Genomic DNA, 20421 nt, shown 5'->3' with positions numbered 1-20421 from the left:
GAAAGTAACTCGCAAAATTGGATACAAATCGCTCAGGACAACAAATTCATCTTGCCGTCCAGGGTGAACTTCCTTATGTTGCTTATTAAATGTTCTATTAGTGAATTAGATACACCCACATCCATGATTATTAAGGATTAATCATGAAGGAAATATCATATAAACGGATTTATCAATCCCAGGAATGTTTCTCAACATTAGGGAAAATCAGGTCACGGGCGCTGTTCGGCGGCTACAGTCTGGCTGTCGACAGCACGGTCTTTGCTATGGTTGCAGAGGGAGAGTTGTATCTGCGGATGTGTGAACAAAATGCCACTTATCAGGCTCAACACTCACCGCCATTATTAACGTTGCGTAAGCGAGGGATGCCGTTGCAGTTAAAATACTTCCGCGTTGACGCTGCACTGTGGTCGAATCAATCTGTGTTATTGCAGCTTGGCCTATCCTCGCTGGAGGATGCGCGACGCGAGAAATCTCTACAGATGATGCCACCGCGCTTAAAGGATTTACCTAATCTCTCTTTTCATATGGAATTATTGCTGAATGAAGCCGGCATTATGGATGCACGGACGCTACGGCAAATGGGGGCGAAAACCGCATGGCTCCGTCTTCGCCAGATTCGTAAACAGATCAGTATTAATGTGCTTTATGCACTCGAGGGGGCTATTACTGGTGTCCATGCTGCCGCACTTCTGACGCAAAGGCGTCAGGAGTTGCAGAGTTGGGCGCAAACCTGTATGCAAAAAAAATAAGACGTTTAGCATCAGGCCAGAACTTGCTTTTGTAGCCGACAGATTTCCGGTAACAGTGAAATCATCAAACCGATTTGTTGCAGTACTAATGGCTCTTTGCTGTCAGGACGAGTATCGAGATGGTTAATCCGTGCGGCTAATCCAGCTAAGGCCAATTGAACCCTGTCTTCATCCGAAGGCTGATGATGTAAAGCATCGTCGACATAGCAAACGGCATCGTCCAGAAGAGCCAGGATTTCAGGTGTAGTTAATTTCTCGCGGTGGGCGCCCAGCGCAGAGATATAACTGGTTAGAGTGTGGTTCAGGCACAGCAGACGAAACGCCGTTTCACGCATTTCAGCGGTAACTTTCGGCTCGGTCGACATGTTTGACACGACGGACGCCAGTTCAGCATCGCGATTATGAGCATCACGTCGCGCAATCCGATAGGCCAGACGGTTATCACGTCCCTGATGATATTGCTCAAGAATGGCGTCGAGATAGCGGCAGTTAGCATCGACGGCGCGCTCAAGAACTCGAGGTAAATTACGGAATTTCCAATCTGGCCAGATAAAACTCACCGCTATCCACGCAATACCACAGCCGATCAGAGTATCGATGACGCGAGGCAGTGCCACTTCAAACCCCTCGCCGAGCAGGTTGAAGCACAGTAGTACCAGTAATGTAATGAACATAGTCGCATGGGCATACTGTACGTTGCGAAAGGCGAAGAACAGGACGCCGGTTATCACAATCAGCACCAGTTGTCCTTCAAGAGACGGCACCAGCAAGAGAATCGGCAAGCCGAGTGCCACTCCCACTAGCGTACCAATAATACGCAGCGCCAACCGGTGACGGGTGGCATTATAGTTTGGCTGACAGACGAATAGGCTAGTGAGCAAGATCCAGTAACCGTGCTGTAGGCCGGTAAACTGAATAAAAGCATAGCCTGCGCACAGGACGAGCGACATGCGCACCGCGTGGCGAAAGAGCGCGGATTCAGGCGACATATTGCGGCTAAGACGTGAGCGAATATCATCAAAGCCGTGCAAGCTATCATCTGCCAACAGCGTTTCCGTTTCGCTTTTCATCTGCGACTGCAGCTGCTCTGATTCGATTGTTGTAAGCTGCGCATCAATAGCTCGCAGGTTGTTAAGCAGAAAACCCAGCGCTTTTATCTGTTCCGGCGCAGCTCCGCTGGCGCGGACACGGTCGAGTGCAGCATCCAGGTGGGTAAATGCGCGTTCGAACCGCGCATCGTGCTGATAAGGCGTACGCAGCAAAATGGCTTTTGCCAGCGCCTGGCAGGCCATCGACTGCATAGAAAGCAGGCGCTGGAAACGGAACATTACGTCGCTATAGCGGAAGTTATCCCGCAGTGCCTGATACTGAATGTGCGACGAGCTGGCGCGCTCGTGAATATCCTGCGCCACAAAATAGTAGTGCAGCGTTCTACGTGTGCTGCGTTGGCCTCGGTCTCCGCGCAGGCGGGTTAATAAAGAAGCTTTAGTCTGGTTTAGCGTGGCCATCAACTGCCCATTAGCCAGCGCAAGCTCGTAAAGCGGTGCCTGATCTTCATCGTCAAGGTCAGGGTCAAACAACCGTGACTTTAGCTCAAGGTAGTGAGCAAGCTGCTCATAGCTGCGGGCGAGGTTATCCTGCAGCGGGCGAATAGGAAAAATCAGGTGTCCAGTCAGCGTCAGCAGGTTATACCAGACCGCGCCGGCAATCAGCAGCAGCGGTTGCATATACCATTGGCTGTAAAGTGATACGCCAAGCATGGTGTAAATTGCGATCAACAATGCGCCAAAGGCAATAGTGGCATAACGCTGGCCCAGGCCGCCAAGCAAAATAAAGCCGATGGTTGAAACGGTCAGCCCCAGCGCAAACAGCCACGGCCACGGGAAAAGCAGTTCTACCGAAGTGGACGCAATAAAAAAACAGACAAGCGTGATGACCAGATTACGCAGCCGCCCGCTCAGACGGTCGTCTAAATCGGTCAGCGCGGCGGCAACCACGCCCAGCGTGAGCGGGATGGTCAGCTTTACGTCGCCCAGCCACCAGGGCAGAGCGCAGGTTCCAACTAACGCGATAAAAATTCTGGCGTTATAGAGCCAGGCGCTGTTCCATGTATAGCGGCGAAGCAAGGGGCTTAGCATCTTCTGTGATGGATCCTGATTTACTGAAAACGACGGCGGGCGTTAGCTTCACGTGCAGCACGCGCCACTTCGACAGGTACCACGCGACGGCCTACCGGCCACAGGGCGATAGCGGCAATTTTAAAGTTCGCAATACCTACCGGGATACCAATAATCGTGATGCATTGAGCAATACCCGCCATGATGTGCGTCAGGCACAGCCACCAGCCAAACAGCACCAGCCAGATAATGTTCAGCAGTGTGCCGCCAGCATTCATGACGCTGCTTTTTGCGCCAGGCTCCAGTTCGTCAACATGCACGGCTTCATTACCGTACGGCAGCAGCGACAGCTTGGTGATTTCCCAGCATGAACGCGTGAGCGGCAGTGTGATAATCAGTACGATGCTGAACAGCGTTGCTATCAGCCAGCCCAGCGTTGTCAGAAAACCACCTAATACAAAATTCAAAATATTCAGAACAGTACGCATAAAACCTCTGTGCAGCGCTGTGAAAAATAAGACCTGATGATTGTAACGTTTTTTTACGCTGGAGCACCTATTCTCTGGCGGTTACACTGTGAGATATCGAAAAAAGTCAGGACTCGGCATGACATGGAATTAAAAGCAACGACGCTGGGCAAGCGCATGGCGCAGCATCCTTACGACCGGGTTGAGATCCTCAATGCGGGCGTCAGGGCATCCGGCCCTCAGCATGAATATCTTATTCCTTTCAATCAGTTATTGAACATCAACTGCAAGCGCGGGCTGGTGTGGGGGGAGCTGGAATTCGTTCTGCCAGAGGACAAAGTTGTGCGCCTGCACGGAACGGAGTGGAGCGATACCCAGCGTTTTCACCGTCATCTGCTGGGGCTATGGCAGGAGTGGAGTGCGGAAATGAGTGAAATTGCCGCCGGGCTTCTCCAGTCACAGCTGGCGATTATCGCTGGCAGCAGCCTAGAAAGCCAATGGCTAAGCCGCCAACAGGCGCAGGCGATTCGTCAGCGAATTATTACCGCGCTCGAAGGTCTACCGCTGCCGACAAGCCGTCTTGCCGAGTTTGATAACTGTCGCGAAGCCTGGCTGCAGTGTCAGGCCTGGCTTGCTGATAAAGAAAGTGGCAGGGCGAAGCACAACCAGCGCTATACCGAGGCTATGCTCAGCCAGTACAGCGACTTTTTTGCCCAGATTGAATCTTCCCCGCTCAACGCTTCCCAGGCACAGGCGGTGGTTAACGGCGAGCGGTCATTGCTGGTGCTTGCTGGTGCGGGAAGCGGTAAAACTTCCGTGCTGGTAGCGCGTGCTGGTTGGCTGCTGGCGCGCGGTGAAGCCTCGGCTGAGCAGATATTGCTGTTGGCGTTTGGTCGTAAAGCGGCGCAAGAGATGGACGAGCGCCTGCAAACCCGATTGCATACCGATGCGATCACCGCGAGAACCTTCCACGCGCTGGCATTGTTTATCATCCAGCAGGGCAGTAAAAAAGTGCCGGTGGTTAGTAAACTGGAGAATGATACCGCCGCGCGTCATACCCTATTTACCGAGTGCTGGCAGGCGCAGTGTCGTGAGAAAAAAGCCCAGGCGAAAGGCTGGCGGCTTTGGTTGCAGGAAGAGCTGGGCTGGGACGTAGCGGATGAAAGTTTCTGGGAGAATGAAAAGATCCTGAAACGGATGGGCAGCCGACTAGACCGCTGGGTAAGCCTGATGCGAATGCACGGTGGCTCACAGGCTGAAATGATCGCCGCTGCGCCGGAAGAGGTGCGCGATCTTTTCGGTAAACGTATCAAGCTGATGGCACCGCTGCTTAAAGCCTGGAAAACAGCCTTGAAAAATGAAGGCGCGGTGGATTTCTCGGGCCTTATCCATCAGGCCATTATCATTCTGGAAAAAGGTAAGTTTGTCAGCCCGTGGAAGCATATTCTGGTTGATGAATTCCAGGATATCTCTCCGCAGCGCGCGGCGCTACTGGCCGCACTACGGAAACAGAACTCACAAACATCGCTGTATGCCGTGGGCGATGATTGGCAGGCCATCTATCGTTTCAGCGGCGCGCAGCTGTCGCTGACCACCGCGTTCAATCACTACTTTGGTGAAGGGGATAACTGCGCGCTGGATACCACCTACCGTTTTAATAGCCGTATCGGTGAGATAGCCAACCGCTTCATTCAGCAAAACCCGCATCAATTGAGTAAACCGCTTAACAGCTTGAGCGCAGGGGATAAAAACGCCGTCACGCTGTTGGAAGACGATAAGCTCGACGATCTGTTTGATAAGCTTAGTGGTTACGCCACACCCGAGCAACGGATCCTCGTCCTTGCCCGTTACCACCATCTCAAGCCTGCCGCGCTGGCGAAGGCGGCGACCCGCTGGCCGAATCTGAATATCGATTTTATAACCGTACACGCCAGCAAAGGCCAACAGGCTGAATACGTAATTGTGCTGGGGCTTCAGGAAGGGTTCGATGGTTTCCCGGCTCCCGCCAGAGAGTCGATTATGGAGCAGGCGTTGCTGCCAATGCCGGAGGATTTCCCGGATGCCGAAGAACGACGGTTACTGTATGTGGCCATCACCCGCGCTAAGCAGAGAGTCTGGCTGTTGTTTAATAAGGCTCAGCCGTCGCCGTTTGTTGAAGTGTTAAAGCAGCTGTCGGTACCGGTCGCGCGTAAGCCGTAATCTTTACCGGCGCCGCAGGAGCGGTGCCGGTGTTATCAGCGACTTATTTCAGTCGTTCGCTGAGGTAGCGTTGATAATCAGGGATCAAAATATCAACCGGCTCGCCGAAGTTTGGCGACTGGATGATAAAATCAGCAGTTGAAGCGTTTGTGGCCACCGGAATGTTCCATACGGTAGCCAGTCGCAGCAGGGCTTTTACGTCCGGGTCGTGCGGAACGGCATTAAGCGGGTCCCAGAAAAAGATCAGGACATCAATTTTACCTTCCGAAATTAGAGCGCCTACCTGCTGATCGCCGCCCATTGGGCCGCTCAGCAGCGCCTGCACTTCCAGGCCGGTTGCACGTTGTACCAGATTACCGGTGGTGCCGGTGGCTGATAGCGTATGTTGCGCCAGACATTCACGATGACGCTGCACCCATTTCATCAGCATATCTTTGCAGTGATCGTGCGCGACCAGCGCAATGTGTTTACGCGCCGCCAGGGTACGAGTAGTGAGTTCCATAAAACTATCCCTAAGTGTGTAATCCAGACAGATTACTGCAAGCGAATCAGGCTGCAAGCTCTGATTGGCAAAAATTTGACGCGCGACGTTAGCGGACTCGCTTACACTTAAGTGATTGGCCAGGAGGATAATGATGACTGAAAATGATATTGCCAGTATTTTGACCACAACGCGCACCATCGCACTGGTGGGAGCCAGCGATAAACCCGATCGCCCGAGCTACCGGGTGATGAAATACCTGTTGGATCAGGGGTATCACGTGATCCCGGTTTCACCTAAGGTAGCGGGAAGTACGCTGCTTGGGCAAAAAGGCTATGCCACTTTGGCTGACGTACCGGAAAAGGTGGATATGGTTGACGTATTCCGCAACTCGGAAGCCGCATGGGGTGTGGCGCAAGACGCGATTGCGATTGGCGCAAAAACGCTGTGGCTGCAGCTTGGGGTGATTAACGAGCAGGCGGCGGTGCTGGCGCGCAATGCCGGGCTGAACGTGGTGATGGATCGTTGTCCGGCGATCGAGATTCCCCGGCTTGGTCTGGCGAAGTAATAAAAAACCCCGCGTAGCGGGGTTTCTTCATTATAGCGGGCGGCTAGTTGCGTAGCCGCGGTGCCTGTAGCTGTCGGCGAATGGTGCGGGCCAGTTCATCCATCGTAGGTTGCTCCGGATGATCCTCACGAGGCTCACTGCTTAACTGCGCTTCGGCCAGATAGGTGTGCATTGGCTGACCGTCGTCGTCTTCCATCACCACGTGATACCAGGGCAACGCACGAAGCTCATCGTTAGCCGCTAGCTCGTCGGGCTCGGGATCGTCAAGTGAGTAAACCGGGTCGATATCCACCACCACACCCAGGTAGCCGAGCAGGGAGTGACGCACCTGTTGGCCAATACCGAATTTGCTGGTAATCATCATATACACCTCCCGGGAAACAGCGCCTACTATCTATATATAGACACCATTTCGCTTTTCAAGTTACATGACGCGGCAGGCAAACCCTTTCAAATAGAGTCCTTCCGGGTACGTCGCAATCACCGGGTGATCGGCTGCCTGACGGAACTGCTCTATAAATTGTACATCACGACCGGCATCTACAGCGGCATCGGCGATGATTTTCTGGAATAAATCCGTGGTCATCAGACCAGAGCAAGAGAAGGTCAGCAGTACGCCACCGGGATTCAGCAACTGGATAGCCAGCATGTTGATGTCTTTATAGCCGCGGCAAGCGCCCATCAGCTGGTTTTTGTTCTCAACGAATTTCGGTGGATCCATGATGATTACATCGAATTTCTCACCCTGGTCGCGGTATTTGCGCAGCAGTTTGAACACGTCATCGCGCACGAACTCTGCTTTGCTGAGGTCGAGTTTGTTCAGTTCAACGTTCTGGCGGGCAACGTCCAGAGCTTCCTGAGAGGTATCGACGCTAGTGACCTGGCTGCATCCGCCCATCAGTGCAGAAACGGCAAAACCACCGGTGTAGGAGAAGCAGTTCAGCACGCGCTTATTCTCGACGTAGCGACGGGTCGCCAGACGGCTGTCGCGCTGATCGAGGTAATAACCGGTCTTATGCCCACCTTGAATATCCACCAGCAGCTTCATGCCGTGTTCTTCAATCGGCAGCAGGGCAGGCGGCAGTTCGCCGGTGACCGGCCCTTGTGTCAGTTCCATCCCTTCTTTTTTACGTACCGCGACATCGCTACGGTCGTAAATAGCACATTCCGGATAGAGCGTTTGCAGGGCGCTAATAAGCGCCGCGCGCTGGTACTCAGCCCCGGCGCTCAGGAGCTGCAACACCAGGAACGAGCCAAAGCGGTCGATAGTGACGCCCGGCAGGCCGTCAGACTCACCGGCGATCAGACGGTAGCTGTCCAGACCGTCTTTTTGCGCCAGCCAGGTGCGCCAGCTTTGTGCTTGCTGCAGGCGGCGGACGAAGAAGTCGATATCGATAGTTTCGTTAGCGTCAAATGTCCAGACGCGGGCACGGATCTGCGACGCAGGAGAATACGCGCCACGGGCTAACCATTTACCCTGATGGTCAACAATATCAATGGTCTCGCCGAGGCTGGCTTTGCCTTCCATGCGGGCGACTGCGCCGGAAAAGACCCAGGGATGACGGCGCAGCAATGATTTTTCGCGCCCTTTGGCTAACACTAAACGTACACTCATAGTTTTTATATCTGGCTTTTTGAAGGAATCAGGCTGCATTTTCCCGACTTCCCCGCACAAATGCAACGAACGGCGGAAGAATGTGCAGGCGATTGACGCTACAGTGTCTGGATAAAGTAAAAATGTACGGGAGGAAATCCGCGTGGATAAATGTGTGATTTGTTGGGTTTACGGTCAGGTTCAGGGCGTGGGTTTTCGCTATTTTACCCAGCAGGAGGCGTTGCGACTTGGCCTCTGCGGCTATGCGAAGAACCTGGATGACGGCAGCGTCGAAGTGGTGGCCTGCGGTAATGATGAGCAGGTGGAGAAACTGCTGGCGTGGTTAAAAGCCGGTGGTCCTCGCAGCGCCCGGGTTGATAAAGTTCTGGCAGAGCCTCATCAACCCGAACAAGCGTGGAGCAACTTTAGTATTCGCTATTAAATGCACTTCACCGGTTTAGGGAGGCCAGCGATTTTTGTTGCCTGTTTGGCCGGGCCTTTCGGGAACAGACGATACAGATAACGGCTGTTGCCTTTTTCTTCACCGAAGGTGTTGGCCATCGCCTTCACCAGCATACGAATAGCCGGCGAGGTGTTGAACTCGAGGTAGAAATTACGCACAAAACGGACGACTTCCCAGTGCTCAGGGCTCAGTTCAATCCCTTCATTAGCCGCTATTGCCGCCGCCAGCCCTTCGCTCCAGAGCGTCGTGTCTTTGAGATAGCCTTCGCTATCGGTCTCAATTTCGGTGTTTTCGTAGATAAGCATAATTTTTCACACAACAAACAGATGGCGGGAAGTGTAGCAAATAAAAAGGCCCCGCATAAGCGAGGCCTTGATACTGAAGCGGCTTGGGGTTAGTCGCGGCTTGCGAAGCCCAGAATGCTCAGCAGGCTGACGAAGATATTGTACAGGGAAACGTACAGGCTCACCGTCGCACGGATGTAGTTGGTTTCACCACCGCGGATGATGTTGCTGGTCTCAAACAGGATTGCGCCTGAGGAGATCAGAATGAACACCGCGCTAATGGCCAGGTGTAACGCCGGCAGCTGCAGGAAGATGTTCGCCACCATACCAATCAGCACCACTACGATACCCGCCATCAGCATACCGCCGAGGAAGGACATGTCTTTACGGGTGGTCAGCACGTAGGCCGAGCAGCTGAAGAACACCAGCGCCGTACCGCCTAATGCCATGCCGATAACGTCGCCCATACCTGCAGACAGGTAAGCATTCAGGATTGGCCCCAGGATATAGCCCAGAAAACCGGTGAACGCGAATGCCGACAGAATGCCCACCGGCTTGTCTGCCGTTTTATGGGTCAGGAACATCAAGCCGTACATGCCGACCAACGTCAGGATTAATCCCGGAGATGGCAGCATCAGCAGGGTGCTGGCAGTGGCGGTGATGGCAGAAAATGCCAGCGTCAGGCTCAGCAGAAAATAGGTATTACGCAGGACTTTGTGCGTGCTCAAAAGCGATGAGCGGTCACGCGATGATGTAATTATGCGATCCATGAGTCACTCTCTTATGACAGATGTTATTAGTGGCTCAGCATAAGAAAAGTTTCCTTTATACCCAAATGTTTTTACCCATCTTTACTCTGCTTAATCAGGGGATTACTGCCAGCTCACAGAATCCTCGCGAAAGCAGCAAAGAGCGAGATCAATATCTTATAGGTCGTTGAAAGAAGTTGCGTTATTTCATATCCGTGCCAAGAGTGAAAAGGGTTAAAACAACAAGGCAATGGAAATGAAAATACAAAAACATAACTACATCACAATGGTAATACTGGCCATGGGTATGGCAGGAGCCGCACAGGCCGCAAACGTGCCGGAAGGTACCGCGCTTGCCGAACAACAGACATTAGTGCGCAGCAACGGTAATGAACCGGCATCGTTGGATCCACATAAAGTGGAAAGCGACGTCGAGTTCAACATTATCAGCGATCTGTTCGATGGGCTGGTGGCAGTGAAGGGCGATGGCAGTATCGAACCACGTCTGGCCGAATCCTGGGAGAATAAAGACAATACCGTCTGGACCTTCCACTTACGTCCCGGTATTACGTGGGCAGATGGCTCCGCCATTACCGCGCAGGATATTGTCTGGAGCTGGCAGCGCCTGGTGACGCCAGCCACCGGTTCACCGTATGCCAGCTATCCGGGCAACATGCACATTGTTAACGCCGCTGATATCGCGCTGGGTAAAAAAGATCCTGACACGCTTGGCGTGAAGGCCCTGAACGACACCACTTTGGAAGTCACGCTGTCACAGCCCACCTCATCTTTCCTCGCCATGCTGGCCCATCCCTCGCTGGTGCCGCTTGATAAAGTATTGATTACTCGCTACGGCGATAAATGGGTTAAGCCAGAGCATTTTGTTGGCAGCGGTGCCTACAGCCTGACTGATTGGGTGGTGAATGAGCGCATTGTCGCCGTCCGTAATCCGCGCTATTGGGATGACAAACATACGGTTGTTAATAAAGTGACCTATCTGCCGATTCGTTCTGAGGCGGCGGATGTTAACCGCTATAAAGCGGGGGAAGTGGATATCGTTTATACGCTGCCGATTAACCAGTTCAGCCAGCTGCAAAAAACGCTGGGTGATGAGGTTGATGTCTCGCCGCAACTTGCAACCTATTACTATGAATTCAATACGACCCGCGCCCCCTTCAACGATGTGCGCGTGCGTCGAGCGCTGAATATGGCGCTGGATAAAGACATCATTGCTGAAAAAGTGTTGGGGCAGGGGCAGCGCCCGGCGTGGGTTATCAGCCAACCTGAAATCGGCGGCGTGAAGCTCAATGGACCGGACTACGCTTCCTGGCCGCGCGATAAACGAATCGCGGAAGCGAAGAAGCTGCTGGCGGAAGCAGGATTTAATGATTCGCATCCGCTGTCGTTTAATCTGCTTTATAACACTTCGGAATCACATCAGCGCATAGCGATTGCGGCGGCATCGATGTGGAAGAAAAACCTCGGAGTGGAAGCGAAGCTGCAAAACCAGGAATGGAAAACCATGCTGGATACCATGCACACCGGCAACTTTGATGTGGTGCGCTACGCCTGGATTGCCGATTACGACGATGCGTCGACTTTCCTGAATACCTTCCGTACCGGTGATAGCGAGAACACGGCGAAATACAGCAACCCGGATTATGACGCTGCGCTGCGCGATGCCGCAAAAGCGCAGGACCCGGCCCAGCGCGCACGCGACTATCAGAAAGCAGAAGATATGTTGGGGCGTGATGTTCCGGCGATTCCGGTGTACCACTACGTGCGCACGCACCTGGTGAAACCGTGGGTCGGTGGATTTACCCCAGACAGACTGGGTTATTACTACACCAAAGATATGTACATCAAAAAGCACTAAGCGAAAAAGGCGGCTAAAGCGCTGTAAAACTAGCCGTTTTGTTGTTTTTTCAGACGAACAACAACTTTTTGGCTGTTTTTCAGGCAAACGAACGTATTGGTGCTTTACAGGTCCGTTCGGGATGTTTATAGTGCGCCTCATTGGAAGCGTGGCCGAGCGGTTGAAGGCACCGGTCTTGAAAACCGGCGACCCGAAAGGGTTCTAGAGTTCGAATCTCTACGCTTCCGCCAAATTAAACAAGGGGTTACCGAAAGGTAGCCCCTTGTTGTTTTGGGCTCTTGGTATAGTGTTGGTATATTCACTTGGTATATTTCTCGTTTTAACCCTCCTCATTTATTCCTTTTTGGCCAGTGGCGGCACGTTCAACGTCGGTGATATTTTGACCTTTCTATCGTAGGTCGTAACCTGAATCTCAGTTTTGTGTCCGCTGAACAGCTGCTTGTCTTTGCTGCTACCTTCAAAATCTGAAATCGCCTTAGCTTTGATATCATGGAATGTTCCAGGGATCTTTTTCCCTAATTTCAGTCCTGCTGCTTTCTTGGCATCATTCCACCAGGTATTGAACGTTTTACGGTTCAGTCTCCCCCCTGATGGGCTAGGGACTACAAAACCAGCGGCAGATCTTCCAACTAATTGCGCCAGCGCTTTATCTATCGCTGCGCGTAGTCGTGGCGTCCATTCCTTAATCTGTTTTTTCCCTGTTTTGTTTTGCTCAATAAAGATCCCATCCGTCATAAGATCCTGCACCATCAAATCAAACACGTCTCCCTCGCGTGCTGCGCACAAATACGATATTTCCATTGCTACCTGAACCTCTACGCGAGCATGTTCATAAATTGCCAGGTAGTCCTCGTCGGGAATATAGACATCACGATCAACCAGAGTAAATTTCCTAATCCCTTTGCACGGATTATTACGGACATAACCTCGTTCAAATCCCCAGCCAAATACCCGCGACATACTTGATACTTCCTGATTTGCCTGGTTCTTACTGCTGATCCCTCTCTTATCCATATAAATTCGGACTTGCTCAATTTTAATATCGTCGGCTTTGACCTTACCGAATACAGCTAACAGTTTCTTTTCATGCTGGTGGTAATCCTTCTGGGTTCTGGCCGCTAGTTCTGTAAACGTTGGGCTCGCCAGAAACATTCCCCACAGTTTGGAAAATGTCATTACGTCGTGACATTTGGCTTTTTCCTCCTCATATCTCCGCCAAAGCGCTGACATGCTGGTTTCTCTGATCTTCCCAAGGGTTATGCTTAATTTCGTTCCCTTGGGCTTCCACACATAGCTGTACTTATTTTTGGTAACCCTGGGCGGCAGCTGCGCATCCGCGGGGTTTTTTCGTGGTCGTCCCATAAATGGCGTCGAAATTTGGTTCCGTTGCAACATACTCATCAACCTTTGGTAATTCAGTAATATCTGGCTCCAGATTTTTACGCAGAACAATCGGCCTGTTTCTACCATCGATGGTGAAAGGGATTCCGTGACATCTGAGCTGTCGCTGCTGTTCTGTGTAGCGTCTGTAACCTGTTATTTCTTCTATTTCCGCCGGTGACAGTGTTAGGTTTTGCATAGCTATCACCTCAGATAGCCAGCCAGTTAAAAGTAACCGGCTGGTGGGCTGTTTTCTGAAAAGAAAAAATCAGTTATTCGTTAACTTCTGCCAGATGGCGGAAACATATTTGACCTGATGACGGGCATCAGAGAGGGCATTGTGCATGTCCCCATCAAATGGGATGTCGTAGCGCGGATTAATACCGATAGCTTTGCCCAGTTCTGTCATGGTCCGCACGTCGCGATCATTCCAAAACTTCCACGGGCATTCGATATCGGCGCGGTCATAGGATGAACGCAGGATCACGTTGTCGAACGACGCGCCATTCCCCCAAACCTGCACATCAGAACCGGCGTCTGAATTTTCGCTGATGAAATCAGAAAATAGCTCCAGCGCATCAATCAGAGTTATGGTGTCGGCTATAGCAATAGCAGAACGGGCTTCAGGGGATTGTTTTAACCACCAGATAATTGTCCCGGCGTCAGGGACACCACCAAGGAGCATGGAGGATTCAAGGGAAACCGCTGTATAAAACTCTGCCCCTGTATTGCCGGTGTTCGGGTTAAAGAAAACTGCGCCGATCGAAACAATAGGAGCGTTTGATTTATTTCCCATGGTTTCGAGGTCAACCATGAGGTGCCGATAATCATCATTGTGATGACCGGTATCATTAATCATGGGATCTGTTTGATCACCATCTTCAACATTGCCTGCAGTTGTGTCAGTTGCTGTTTTGCTGATTGGCACTTCAGGAGCAATCGTGGCTTCATTACTGCGAGTTTCTTCCATCTGCACATTGCTGGTAGTCTCCAGATCTATTGCTGTATCAGGTGTCGCTACGGTTGTAATTAAGTTGTCGATGGAAAATATCCCGTTACCGACATTGCAGACTTCAGTTGTTCTGGGTTTGGTGAGATCTTCATGAACCCATTCAGGATCATTCGGGTCGCTAATTCCCTCGACAAATTCACCGCGGCCGGCGGCGAGTCTTTTGCTCATATCGTCACGCAGAGAATCCTCAGTTGATACATCAGTGCTTTCATCTTCTGGGGAAGGTAAATGCCGGGCCGCAGCGAGTAATTCAGCGCTAGGGTTAGCGTGGTCCGTTTCCGTCAGATTTTTGCTGATATAAGCAAGGTGCTCGCTCGGGAATAAATGGATCTCCGGGCGTGCCTGGCGAATCAGGGCAAATATTGCGGCGCGGGAATAGTCCAGGATGCCAGCGGATTTCCGCAGCAATTCAGACCAGGCGCTAAACGCTGGCATTGTTTGCTTGTTTTTTACGATGTCCTTACTACGTTGCAGGATCCCTCGAGGGAATGCGTAAATATCAAAATCCATCGGTAGTAATGCGGCCGCGATATCGATGTCCAGCGTATCAAGGGAATGCTCTAACAAATCTCCGCGGTCTGTTTTGCCAACGCCGCCAGCGTTTGTCCCTGTGTCTGTGGTTTTCATTGGGATCGGACCACATGGTTTGCCTGTACGCCATGCTTTCACGAATACGCCGCGGTTGATATGCGGGGTAATCCACCAGTCACGGATGAAAGAGATTAACTGGTTGAGCTCTGGTTTTTTATTTTCAGACGGCCAGATTGATTTGATCGCTTCACACAGGAAACTAAGGTTTGCGTCGTTCGCCTTATCCTTAAACTCACCGGCGTTCTCGGCGGCCAGAAGCAGATTCTGAACGTAGCTGTTATCGGTGTCTGTTTCGGCGTCAGCGATTTGTTTAATCAGGTCTGTGTCGGCGATGGTCACCAGCTCATGAGTTAAGTATTGAGCCAGCAAACGACGGCGGAATGACATGCTGGCAACAGCTACCTGCAGGTTTTCTGGCTCGGTTTGTGGCTCTTGCTTCCGTGTCCAGGCTTCTACCACTGCAACGCGTTCATCTTCGGTGTCGCATGTTTCATAGTCCTGGACAAACAGGGCTATGTCCTGCCCGGTCATTTCATCAGTTTTTTCATGCCAGATTTCTGCTAACAGCTTAACCAGCAAACTACGCGCCGCACAGGCGCAGCCTGACTCAATAAGTTTTGCCGCGAGTTTATCTGTCAGTTCTAAAACGTCCGGAGATGTTAGCGCAGCAGCTGCGACACACAGCGCATTGTGAGTACCGTCATTATTCTTGAGATATTCATTGATGGTGCTGACTTCTTCCTGTGATGGGTGCTGCTTGCCGTAGAGCCAGTGACAGGCCACCTGTTGAGCAGGGGAGAGCTCGCGAACAGAAATGTAGTCGTTACTCTCTGTTTTAGTCTTTTCGGAAACAGCTGGTGGCGTGGCTTCCACAACGATTTTTTGCCAGCAGTTGTTGTCATCTAGCTGGTAACGGTCGCACCAGGTGTCATCCAGTACGCTTTCTACTGGCAGATCGTCCAGAACAGGAAAGTTTGTGCGGATAGGGAGCTGGTGGTCGGCAGCACGTCCGACGGTGATCCCTTCGTCCTCAAGGATGTTCAGTATCTCGCGGTCTGCTCGCGAATCAGATTTTGCAGAAAACCAGCAAAAAATGCTTTTAGCCTCAGTGGCTTTCGCTTTTGCTTTAATCAGGTACGCATAGTTGTTCATTGCGTTCGGGCTCCTTCAGGTTGTAAGATACCCGGCAGCTGATGGCAGCCGCCTTGGTGGTGGTCATTGGTCAAAACTCGAAACCGGAACGCTTTGGTCGGCTTTCCGGGTGCTTAACCCGCCTTGCGCGGGTTTTGTGCTTTATGGGGCTGGAGAATCGCCCCGCAGCAGCTGCGACACGTGAACGCCGTCAAGCGCTCGCAGGATAGGCTCAAAGGTTTTATGGGCTGGCAGTTTAGATACCGCAGTGATTACGTCTGTAACGGTGATGTCTTCACCTCGAGGGCTATAACCGCCACCGGGTCCGCGCTGCGAGATAACCAGGTTACCGTTGCGCAGCTTTTTGAATATCTGCTCGAGGTATGAAGTGGACAGCTTTGATTCTTTGCTGATAGCCGTCAGGGACACCGGCGAACCATCGTACATTTTGTTCAGGGTAGCGACGGCCTGGACGGATGCCAGAACGCGTTTCATTCCAAATTCCATATTCACATCTCCGGCCGCGACGGCCATTGGTCAAAACTCGATTAGAAACTTTTTACTGGCTGTTGGTCGGCAGCCGGGTCGCCTTTCTGGGCTAGGAAGTAGCAGAGTCGGCGGATCCACACTTCGATTAAATTCAATTTCACGGCTTGTTGCCGAGCTGGTCGGGCTGCAAAGCAACTCAGCTTCACGGCCTGCTGGCGTGCTGGTCTGCGTGCAAAATCAATCATGATTTCTCCTGTGTGCCTTTTACGTCTGGCTGACGGAACGTAATGCCTGCTGCGCTTACTGTGTGTTTCGTTTGTACTGCTGAATGTTCAAAACAGTGCTGTCTGGTTAGCAACCAGCTGCTGATATTTCAAAATCAGACTACAAATAAATATGTCAGCCGTCAACGCATAATTGATATAAATTATTGCAGTGATGTTTTGTATGTCTGTTGTGGGTGAGGGATAGGCGAAAAAAAAGCCGCATATACGCGGCATTTTTTTGAAGGGATTCAATCTTTCTGGGAATGGGGGTCTAATTTACGTTTGCTCAGAAACTCAGCCATAAACTTATCAAGCTCTTCGAGTCTCTGGCTAGCCAGGAGCACGAACCTATCCTGTTCAATTTCAGGAAGCTGATCAAAGATTTCCAGCAGCTCGCTTTGCTTTTCGGTCAGGACGGTCTTGCTAGCAGTAGTCGCTTCAAGTTTAGCCTCTTCCTCATCAGTCATAAAGAACCAATACAAAGGCTTACCCAGTGCTTGCGGGAACAGTTCAAGCTTTTCTTTGCGAGGAAAGTTTCCTGTATTACACCAGTTGCTGACTGTCTGGGAGTTCACCCCAACTCTACGGCCTAACTCAGATTGAGATATGCCAGCTTCCTCAAGAGCTCTTAACAGTCTTTCTTCGAAGTTCATAGTTGCATCCAAATCAAACCATCAAACAAGCATACAAACTTTCTTTTCAATTGTGACTGATTAAGTTTCTTGACACTGACAAATTATTTATCAATTATATGATTCATAAATTTGGAGGTGACATGAACGAAGCAACACAACAGAAAATCATTTCGTTATGCGGGAGTCAGTCGGAGCTAGCGCGTCGTTTGGGCAAAAACTCTCAGACAGTCTCTGTCTGGTTTAGAACGCAGGTAGCAAGCACTGAGGTACTTAATGCCTGCAGGGCTCTTGACTGGAAAGTTACACCGCATGAATTACGCCCGGATCTTTATCCAAATAAATCAGATGGTCTGCCCCAGAAGGAGCTCTGAAAAATGCAATCAGTGACCTATACAAATCATAACCAACAGAAGTCGGTAACACTGAAAATGAAAAATCAGTATTTACCGCGTCGCCGGGACGGCATGCAGTGCCAAAAAATCTATGCGGCAGTCTTGGAATGGGAATCCGCGATTCCAGGCAAAGCACAGGAAATAGTGGCGCAGCTGGTGGCCGAGCAGTGGGAAAAACAAAACGGGCGCGGCATCAGTGTTAACAAGCAAAACCTGTATCGCTATCTGAAGAACGAAAACGGCTCTGAGAAATACACAGGCTATGTCATCCAGCTTTCCACGGCAATTGCTGATGCGATGCCGATTGAAGTAGCCCGTAAATATGGATTAAAGCAGGGATTAACGGAAACAGAGCTGGTGGCCAGCGCGATCAAAGAGTGCAGCGATGCTCACCAGGCGAAGTTGTTAGGAGCTCCGGTTCAGAAGCTTGAACGCGAGATAAGAGAGGCTGCAATCGCATTGTTTAACCTGCTTCCAGCAGATCTGGCGGGACCACTACTGGCGAGCGTAGCCGCCGTAGCGCCACAGTGTTTTTAATCGAGTTTTTACCAATGACCATAAATCCTCTGCAAGTTGAGGGTAGGAGTAACCATGGCAGCACTGCCTTACATGCAACTCTACATTGCTGACTATCTGGCAGACACCATGCATTTGTCTACGGAAGAGCATGGAGCATACCTGCTGCTGATGTTCAATTACTGGCAGACAGGCAGGCCGATCCCCAAAAACCGACTAGCGAAAATTGCACGGCTGAGTAACGACCGTTGGATTGCCGTTGAAAGTTCGTTGAAAGAGTTTTTCAACGATAACGGCACCGAGTGGTCGCAGGAAAGAATCGAGAGAGATCTTGAAGCCGTCAAAACGTCAATTAGTCAGAAGTCAGCAGCGGGAAAAGCCTCGGCAGAGGCTAGAAAGGCTAAAAAATCAACGAATGACCAACGGAATGGGAACGGGCGTTCAACGGGTGTTAATCCACCGTTGGAACAGAACGACAACGGAAACCAAACTAATAAAGATCCAGATACAGATCTAATAAATAAAACCAGAGAGAGAGAAGCGTGCGAGCCTGGCGTTGAACAGAACGGGAAAAGTCCCGGCCAGGAATATCTCGCGCCTTTCGGGAAATTCTCGATCACCCCTGAATGGCATCCGGGACCCGACTTTGTGAAACAAGCAGCGTTGTGGGGCATCCAGCTTGGTACTGAACCGGGCTACTCCCCCGAAGAGTTGCAACAGTTCCGCGACTTCTGGGAACCAGAGGGCAAGGTTAAACACCACCAGCAGTGGGAGCAGGCGTTTGCACAAAGCCTCAGAAACTCCCGATCACAGCCACGTAGCTTTGGCGGTTCAAAAAAAACGACCGGGATAAAGATTTCTCAACCTGACACAACGATCCCACCGGGATTCAGGGGATAACCATGAAATCAACGAGCGACCTGTTTAGCCGTTTACAAAAAATGATGCCGCCGGGTGTTCAGCCTCGCTTCCAGAATGCGCAGGAGCTGATGGAGTGGCAGCGGACGGAGGGGCAAAAACGAGCTGCTGAAGTCGAGAAAGAAAACCGCAAAGTTCGCACCGAAAAGATCATCGGGCGGTCTGGCATCTGCGAACTTCACCGCGGCTGCACGTTCGCCAGCTACCAGGTAAACAGCGATGGCCAGCGGCATGCGTTGAGCATGGCAAAGAGCTATGCCGATCATTTTGGTACCGGGTTTGCCAGCTTCATTTTCAGTGGCGGCTGCGGAACTGGGAAAAACCATCTGGCGGCGGCCATCGGCAACAGTCTGATCAAACGAGATCACAGCGTGCTGGTTATCACCGTCATGGACCTGATGCTGAAAGTTCGGGAGTGCTACGACGGCGGCCAGTCAGAAGCGTCGTTGCTGGATAGCCTGTGTCGCGTCGATTTGCTGGTGCTGGACGAAGTAGGGGTACAGCGAGAAACACGCGGCGAGCAGGTGGTACTTAATCAGATTATCGATCGCCGCCTGGCGGCAATGAAACCGGTCGGGGTATTGACCAACCTCAACCATGACGAACTGACGAATATCTTAGGCGAGCGAGTAATGGATCGCCTGACGATGGACGGCGGTATCTGGGTGAATTTTACCTGGGGAAGTTACCGCAAAAACGTGACCCATTTACGGGTTGTTAAGTAACAAAGCGAGTTTTGACCAATGACCAAAAAGACCAAAGACCGAGTAACACAGGCGCAGCTGGTGCTCGCCATTGTGGACAGAACGCCTGATTGCGTCCTGCAGGATATTTGTGAAGCGCTGGATCTTCCGTCAAGCAGTGCGGGAAATCATCTGCGCCAGCTGTACTACGCAGGAAAGCTGGGACGAATTAACAACGGCACTCAGTACGTTTACCGGGTGCGTGCAGGTGTTGATATCCCCGATGTTGAATTGCCGGATATGGCGCCGCGCTCTGCACCAGAAAACCTGCAGGAAGTTCAGGAGGCAATGGCAAAGGCCAAAGCGCTGGAGAGCAAAGGGCTCTGGCGGAGAGCTGCGACGGCTTACACCTCGATCATGGGGATGACTAGCACTTCAAATGAGCTATGGAAGGTGGCAATTTTAAGAAGACATTGTCTAAGCAAAGCGGCAAGGTAATATAAACTAGCATACAAGGTTCGTTGATATCGATTAAAAGAAGTTTGTATTAATAAGGCTGGCTTTAATATTTTTAGCTATTAGGTATGCATACGCGCAGAATGATCTGCATAAGCCATGTTGCTATAACTTATTGAAATAAAAGGTTTTTTATTGATTTATTTTGCTTGTTGCTTTGTTTGATAATTGATAGAATCCATGAAGTATTTATGTGATATCAATGATGAGTAGGGATTTAATGAATAGTTTTAAAAAATATAATGAAAAGCTTGAGCGTATTTACTCATCATTTATTAATGGCCGACAGTACACTGACATCAGAAATATTATTATAGAAGAAGATCCTCATTACTTTTTAAG

The 20421-nt window shown here is 51.1% G+C and carries 23 protein-coding genes and 1 tRNA gene; 11 read left to right on the top strand and 13 right to left on the bottom strand.

The window, feature by feature from the left end:
* Positions 1–143: 143 nt before the first annotated feature.
* Positions 144–752 carry a TfoX/Sxy family DNA transformation protein gene (locus tag LZ634_RS00550; protein WP_234501807.1) on the top strand — a complete coding sequence of 203 codons (609 nt, stop codon included), beginning with the start codon at positions 144–146 and terminating at the stop codon, positions 750–752.
* A gap of 11 nt (positions 753–763) precedes the next feature.
* Here the strand turns inward: LZ634_RS00550 and yccS are convergent, their stop codons facing one another.
* Both yccS and LZ634_RS00540 read right to left on the bottom strand, forming a co-directional pair.
* A complete protein-coding gene (gene yccS / locus LZ634_RS00545; protein WP_234501806.1) occupies positions 764–2890 on the bottom strand; it encodes a YccS family putative transporter in 2127 nt (708 codons plus the stop codon).
* A gap of 20 nt (positions 2891–2910) precedes the next feature.
* Entirely contained in the window at positions 2911–3357 is a 447-nt protein-coding gene (locus LZ634_RS00540; RefSeq protein WP_234501805.1) for a YccF domain-containing protein, read from the bottom strand.
* A 123-nt stretch (positions 3358–3480) separates the two neighbouring features.
* Between LZ634_RS00540 and helD the strand changes: the two genes are divergently transcribed.
* Complete coding sequence (helD, locus tag LZ634_RS00535) at positions 3481–5535, top strand: DNA helicase IV (protein WP_234501804.1); 2055 nt, start codon at positions 3481–3483, stop codon at positions 5533–5535.
* Between the two features lie 43 nt (positions 5536–5578).
* Here helD and mgsA read toward each other — a convergent pair whose 3' ends face one another.
* Positions 5579–6037: a methylglyoxal synthase gene (gene mgsA, locus LZ634_RS00530; RefSeq protein ID WP_234501803.1), complete on the bottom strand. Its 459-nt coding sequence runs from the start codon at positions 6035–6037 to the stop codon at positions 5579–5581.
* Positions 6038–6170: 133 nt separating this feature from the next.
* Here mgsA and LZ634_RS00525 point away from each other — a divergent pair, with 133 nt between their 5' ends.
* Positions 6171–6584, top strand: a complete 414-nt coding sequence (locus LZ634_RS00525) for a CoA-binding protein (RefSeq protein ID WP_234501849.1) — start codon at positions 6171–6173, stop codon at positions 6582–6584.
* 43 nt (positions 6585–6627) lie between these two features.
* Here the strand turns inward: LZ634_RS00525 and hspQ are convergent, their stop codons facing one another.
* Positions 6628–6945 carry a heat shock protein HspQ gene (gene hspQ, locus LZ634_RS00520; protein ID WP_234501848.1) on the bottom strand — a complete coding sequence of 106 codons (318 nt, stop codon included), beginning with the start codon at positions 6943–6945 and terminating at the stop codon, positions 6628–6630.
* A gap of 63 nt (positions 6946–7008) precedes the next feature.
* Positions 7009–8199: a 23S rRNA (cytosine(1962)-C(5))-methyltransferase RlmI gene (gene rlmI, locus LZ634_RS00515; protein WP_234501802.1), complete on the bottom strand. Its 1191-nt coding sequence runs from the start codon at positions 8197–8199 to the stop codon at positions 7009–7011.
* Positions 8200–8335: 136 nt separating this feature from the next.
* Between rlmI and yccX the strand changes: the two genes are divergently transcribed.
* Positions 8336–8620: an acylphosphatase gene (yccX, locus tag LZ634_RS00510; RefSeq protein ID WP_414467717.1), complete on the top strand. Its 285-nt coding sequence runs from the start codon at positions 8336–8338 to the stop codon at positions 8618–8620.
* Here the strand turns inward: yccX and tusE are convergent.
* Both tusE and yccA read right to left on the bottom strand, forming a co-directional pair.
* Positions 8617–8946 (bottom strand): sulfurtransferase TusE, encoded by a 330-nt coding sequence (gene tusE / locus LZ634_RS00505; RefSeq protein ID WP_234501800.1) that lies wholly within the window; start codon positions 8944–8946, stop codon positions 8617–8619. The genes yccX and tusE overlap by 4 nt on opposite strands.
* 89 nt (positions 8947–9035) lie before the next feature.
* A complete protein-coding gene (gene yccA / locus LZ634_RS00500) occupies positions 9036–9695 on the bottom strand; it encodes an FtsH protease modulator YccA (RefSeq protein ID WP_234501799.1) in 660 nt (219 codons plus the stop codon).
* Positions 9696–9930: 235 nt separating this feature from the next.
* On the opposite strand from yccA, the gene LZ634_RS00495 reads away from it, so the two are divergent.
* Positions 9931–11550, top strand: a complete 1620-nt coding sequence (locus tag LZ634_RS00495; protein ID WP_234501798.1) for an ABC transporter substrate-binding protein — start codon at positions 9931–9933, stop codon at positions 11548–11550.
* Between the two features lie 142 nt (positions 11551–11692).
* A tRNA-Ser gene (locus LZ634_RS00490) sits at positions 11693–11780 on the top strand.
* A 103-nt stretch (positions 11781–11883) separates the two neighbouring features.
* On the opposite strand, the gene LZ634_RS00485 is transcribed toward LZ634_RS00490, so the two are convergent.
* The 6 genes from LZ634_RS00485 to LZ634_RS00460 all read right to left on the bottom strand — a co-directional run bounded on the left by LZ634_RS00485 (position 11884) and on the right by LZ634_RS00460 (position 17072).
* Complete coding sequence (locus tag LZ634_RS00485) at positions 11884–12912, bottom strand: tyrosine-type recombinase/integrase (protein WP_234501797.1); 1029 nt, start codon at positions 12910–12912, stop codon at positions 11884–11886.
* On the bottom strand, positions 12851–13129 hold the full coding sequence (locus LZ634_RS00480) for a DUF4224 domain-containing protein (protein WP_072129105.1): 279 nt from the start codon (positions 13127–13129) through the stop codon (positions 12851–12853). Before LZ634_RS00480 ends, LZ634_RS00485 begins: the two co-directional genes overlap by 62 nt.
* A 69-nt stretch (positions 13130–13198) precedes the next feature.
* Positions 13199–15685 (bottom strand): exonuclease, encoded by a 2487-nt coding sequence (locus tag LZ634_RS00475; protein WP_234501796.1) that lies wholly within the window; start codon positions 15683–15685, stop codon positions 13199–13201.
* Positions 15686–15826: 141 nt separating this feature from the next.
* Complete coding sequence (locus tag LZ634_RS00470; protein ID WP_082221741.1) at positions 15827–16171, bottom strand: Rrf2 family transcriptional regulator; 345 nt, start codon at positions 16169–16171, stop codon at positions 15827–15829.
* Between the two features lie 41 nt (positions 16172–16212).
* Complete coding sequence (locus LZ634_RS00465; RefSeq protein ID WP_052284084.1) at positions 16213–16398, bottom strand: hypothetical protein; 186 nt, start codon at positions 16396–16398, stop codon at positions 16213–16215.
* Between the two features lie 269 nt (positions 16399–16667).
* Positions 16668–17072, bottom strand: a complete 405-nt coding sequence (locus LZ634_RS00460; protein WP_234501795.1) for a helix-turn-helix domain-containing protein — start codon at positions 17070–17072, stop codon at positions 16668–16670.
* Positions 17073–17194: 122 nt separating this feature from the next.
* Here LZ634_RS00460 and LZ634_RS00455 point away from each other — a divergent pair, with 122 nt between their 5' ends.
* Genes LZ634_RS00455 through LZ634_RS00435 form a run of 5 tightly spaced genes read left to right on the top strand, consistent with a single transcriptional unit; the run spans position 17195 to position 20061 of the window.
* Positions 17195–17425: a transcriptional regulator gene (locus LZ634_RS00455; RefSeq protein ID WP_202216112.1), complete on the top strand. Its 231-nt coding sequence runs from the start codon at positions 17195–17197 to the stop codon at positions 17423–17425.
* Between the two features lie 3 nt (positions 17426–17428).
* Positions 17429–17983, top strand: a complete 555-nt coding sequence (locus tag LZ634_RS00450) for a toxin YdaT family protein (RefSeq protein ID WP_234501794.1) — start codon at positions 17429–17431, stop codon at positions 17981–17983.
* A 54-nt stretch (positions 17984–18037) separates the two neighbouring features.
* On the top strand, positions 18038–18862 hold the full coding sequence (locus LZ634_RS00445) for a DUF1376 domain-containing protein (RefSeq protein WP_234501793.1): 825 nt from the start codon (positions 18038–18040) through the stop codon (positions 18860–18862).
* Positions 18863–18864: 2 nt separating this feature from the next.
* Entirely contained in the window at positions 18865–19605 is a 741-nt protein-coding gene (locus LZ634_RS00440) for an ATP-binding protein (protein WP_061283795.1), read from the top strand.
* A gap of 18 nt (positions 19606–19623) precedes the next feature.
* A complete protein-coding gene (locus LZ634_RS00435) occupies positions 19624–20061 on the top strand; it encodes a PerC family transcriptional regulator (RefSeq protein WP_234501792.1) in 438 nt (145 codons plus the stop codon).
* Positions 20062–20421 lie beyond the last annotated feature (360 nt).

The sequence above is a fragment of the Kluyvera intermedia genome, from assembly GCF_021440345.1.
Lineage (GTDB): Bacteria > Pseudomonadota > Gammaproteobacteria > Enterobacterales > Enterobacteriaceae > Kluyvera > Kluyvera intermedia_A.
The sequence above is the reverse complement of the archived record's forward strand: the minus strand, read 5'-3'. Positions and strand labels throughout refer to the sequence as shown.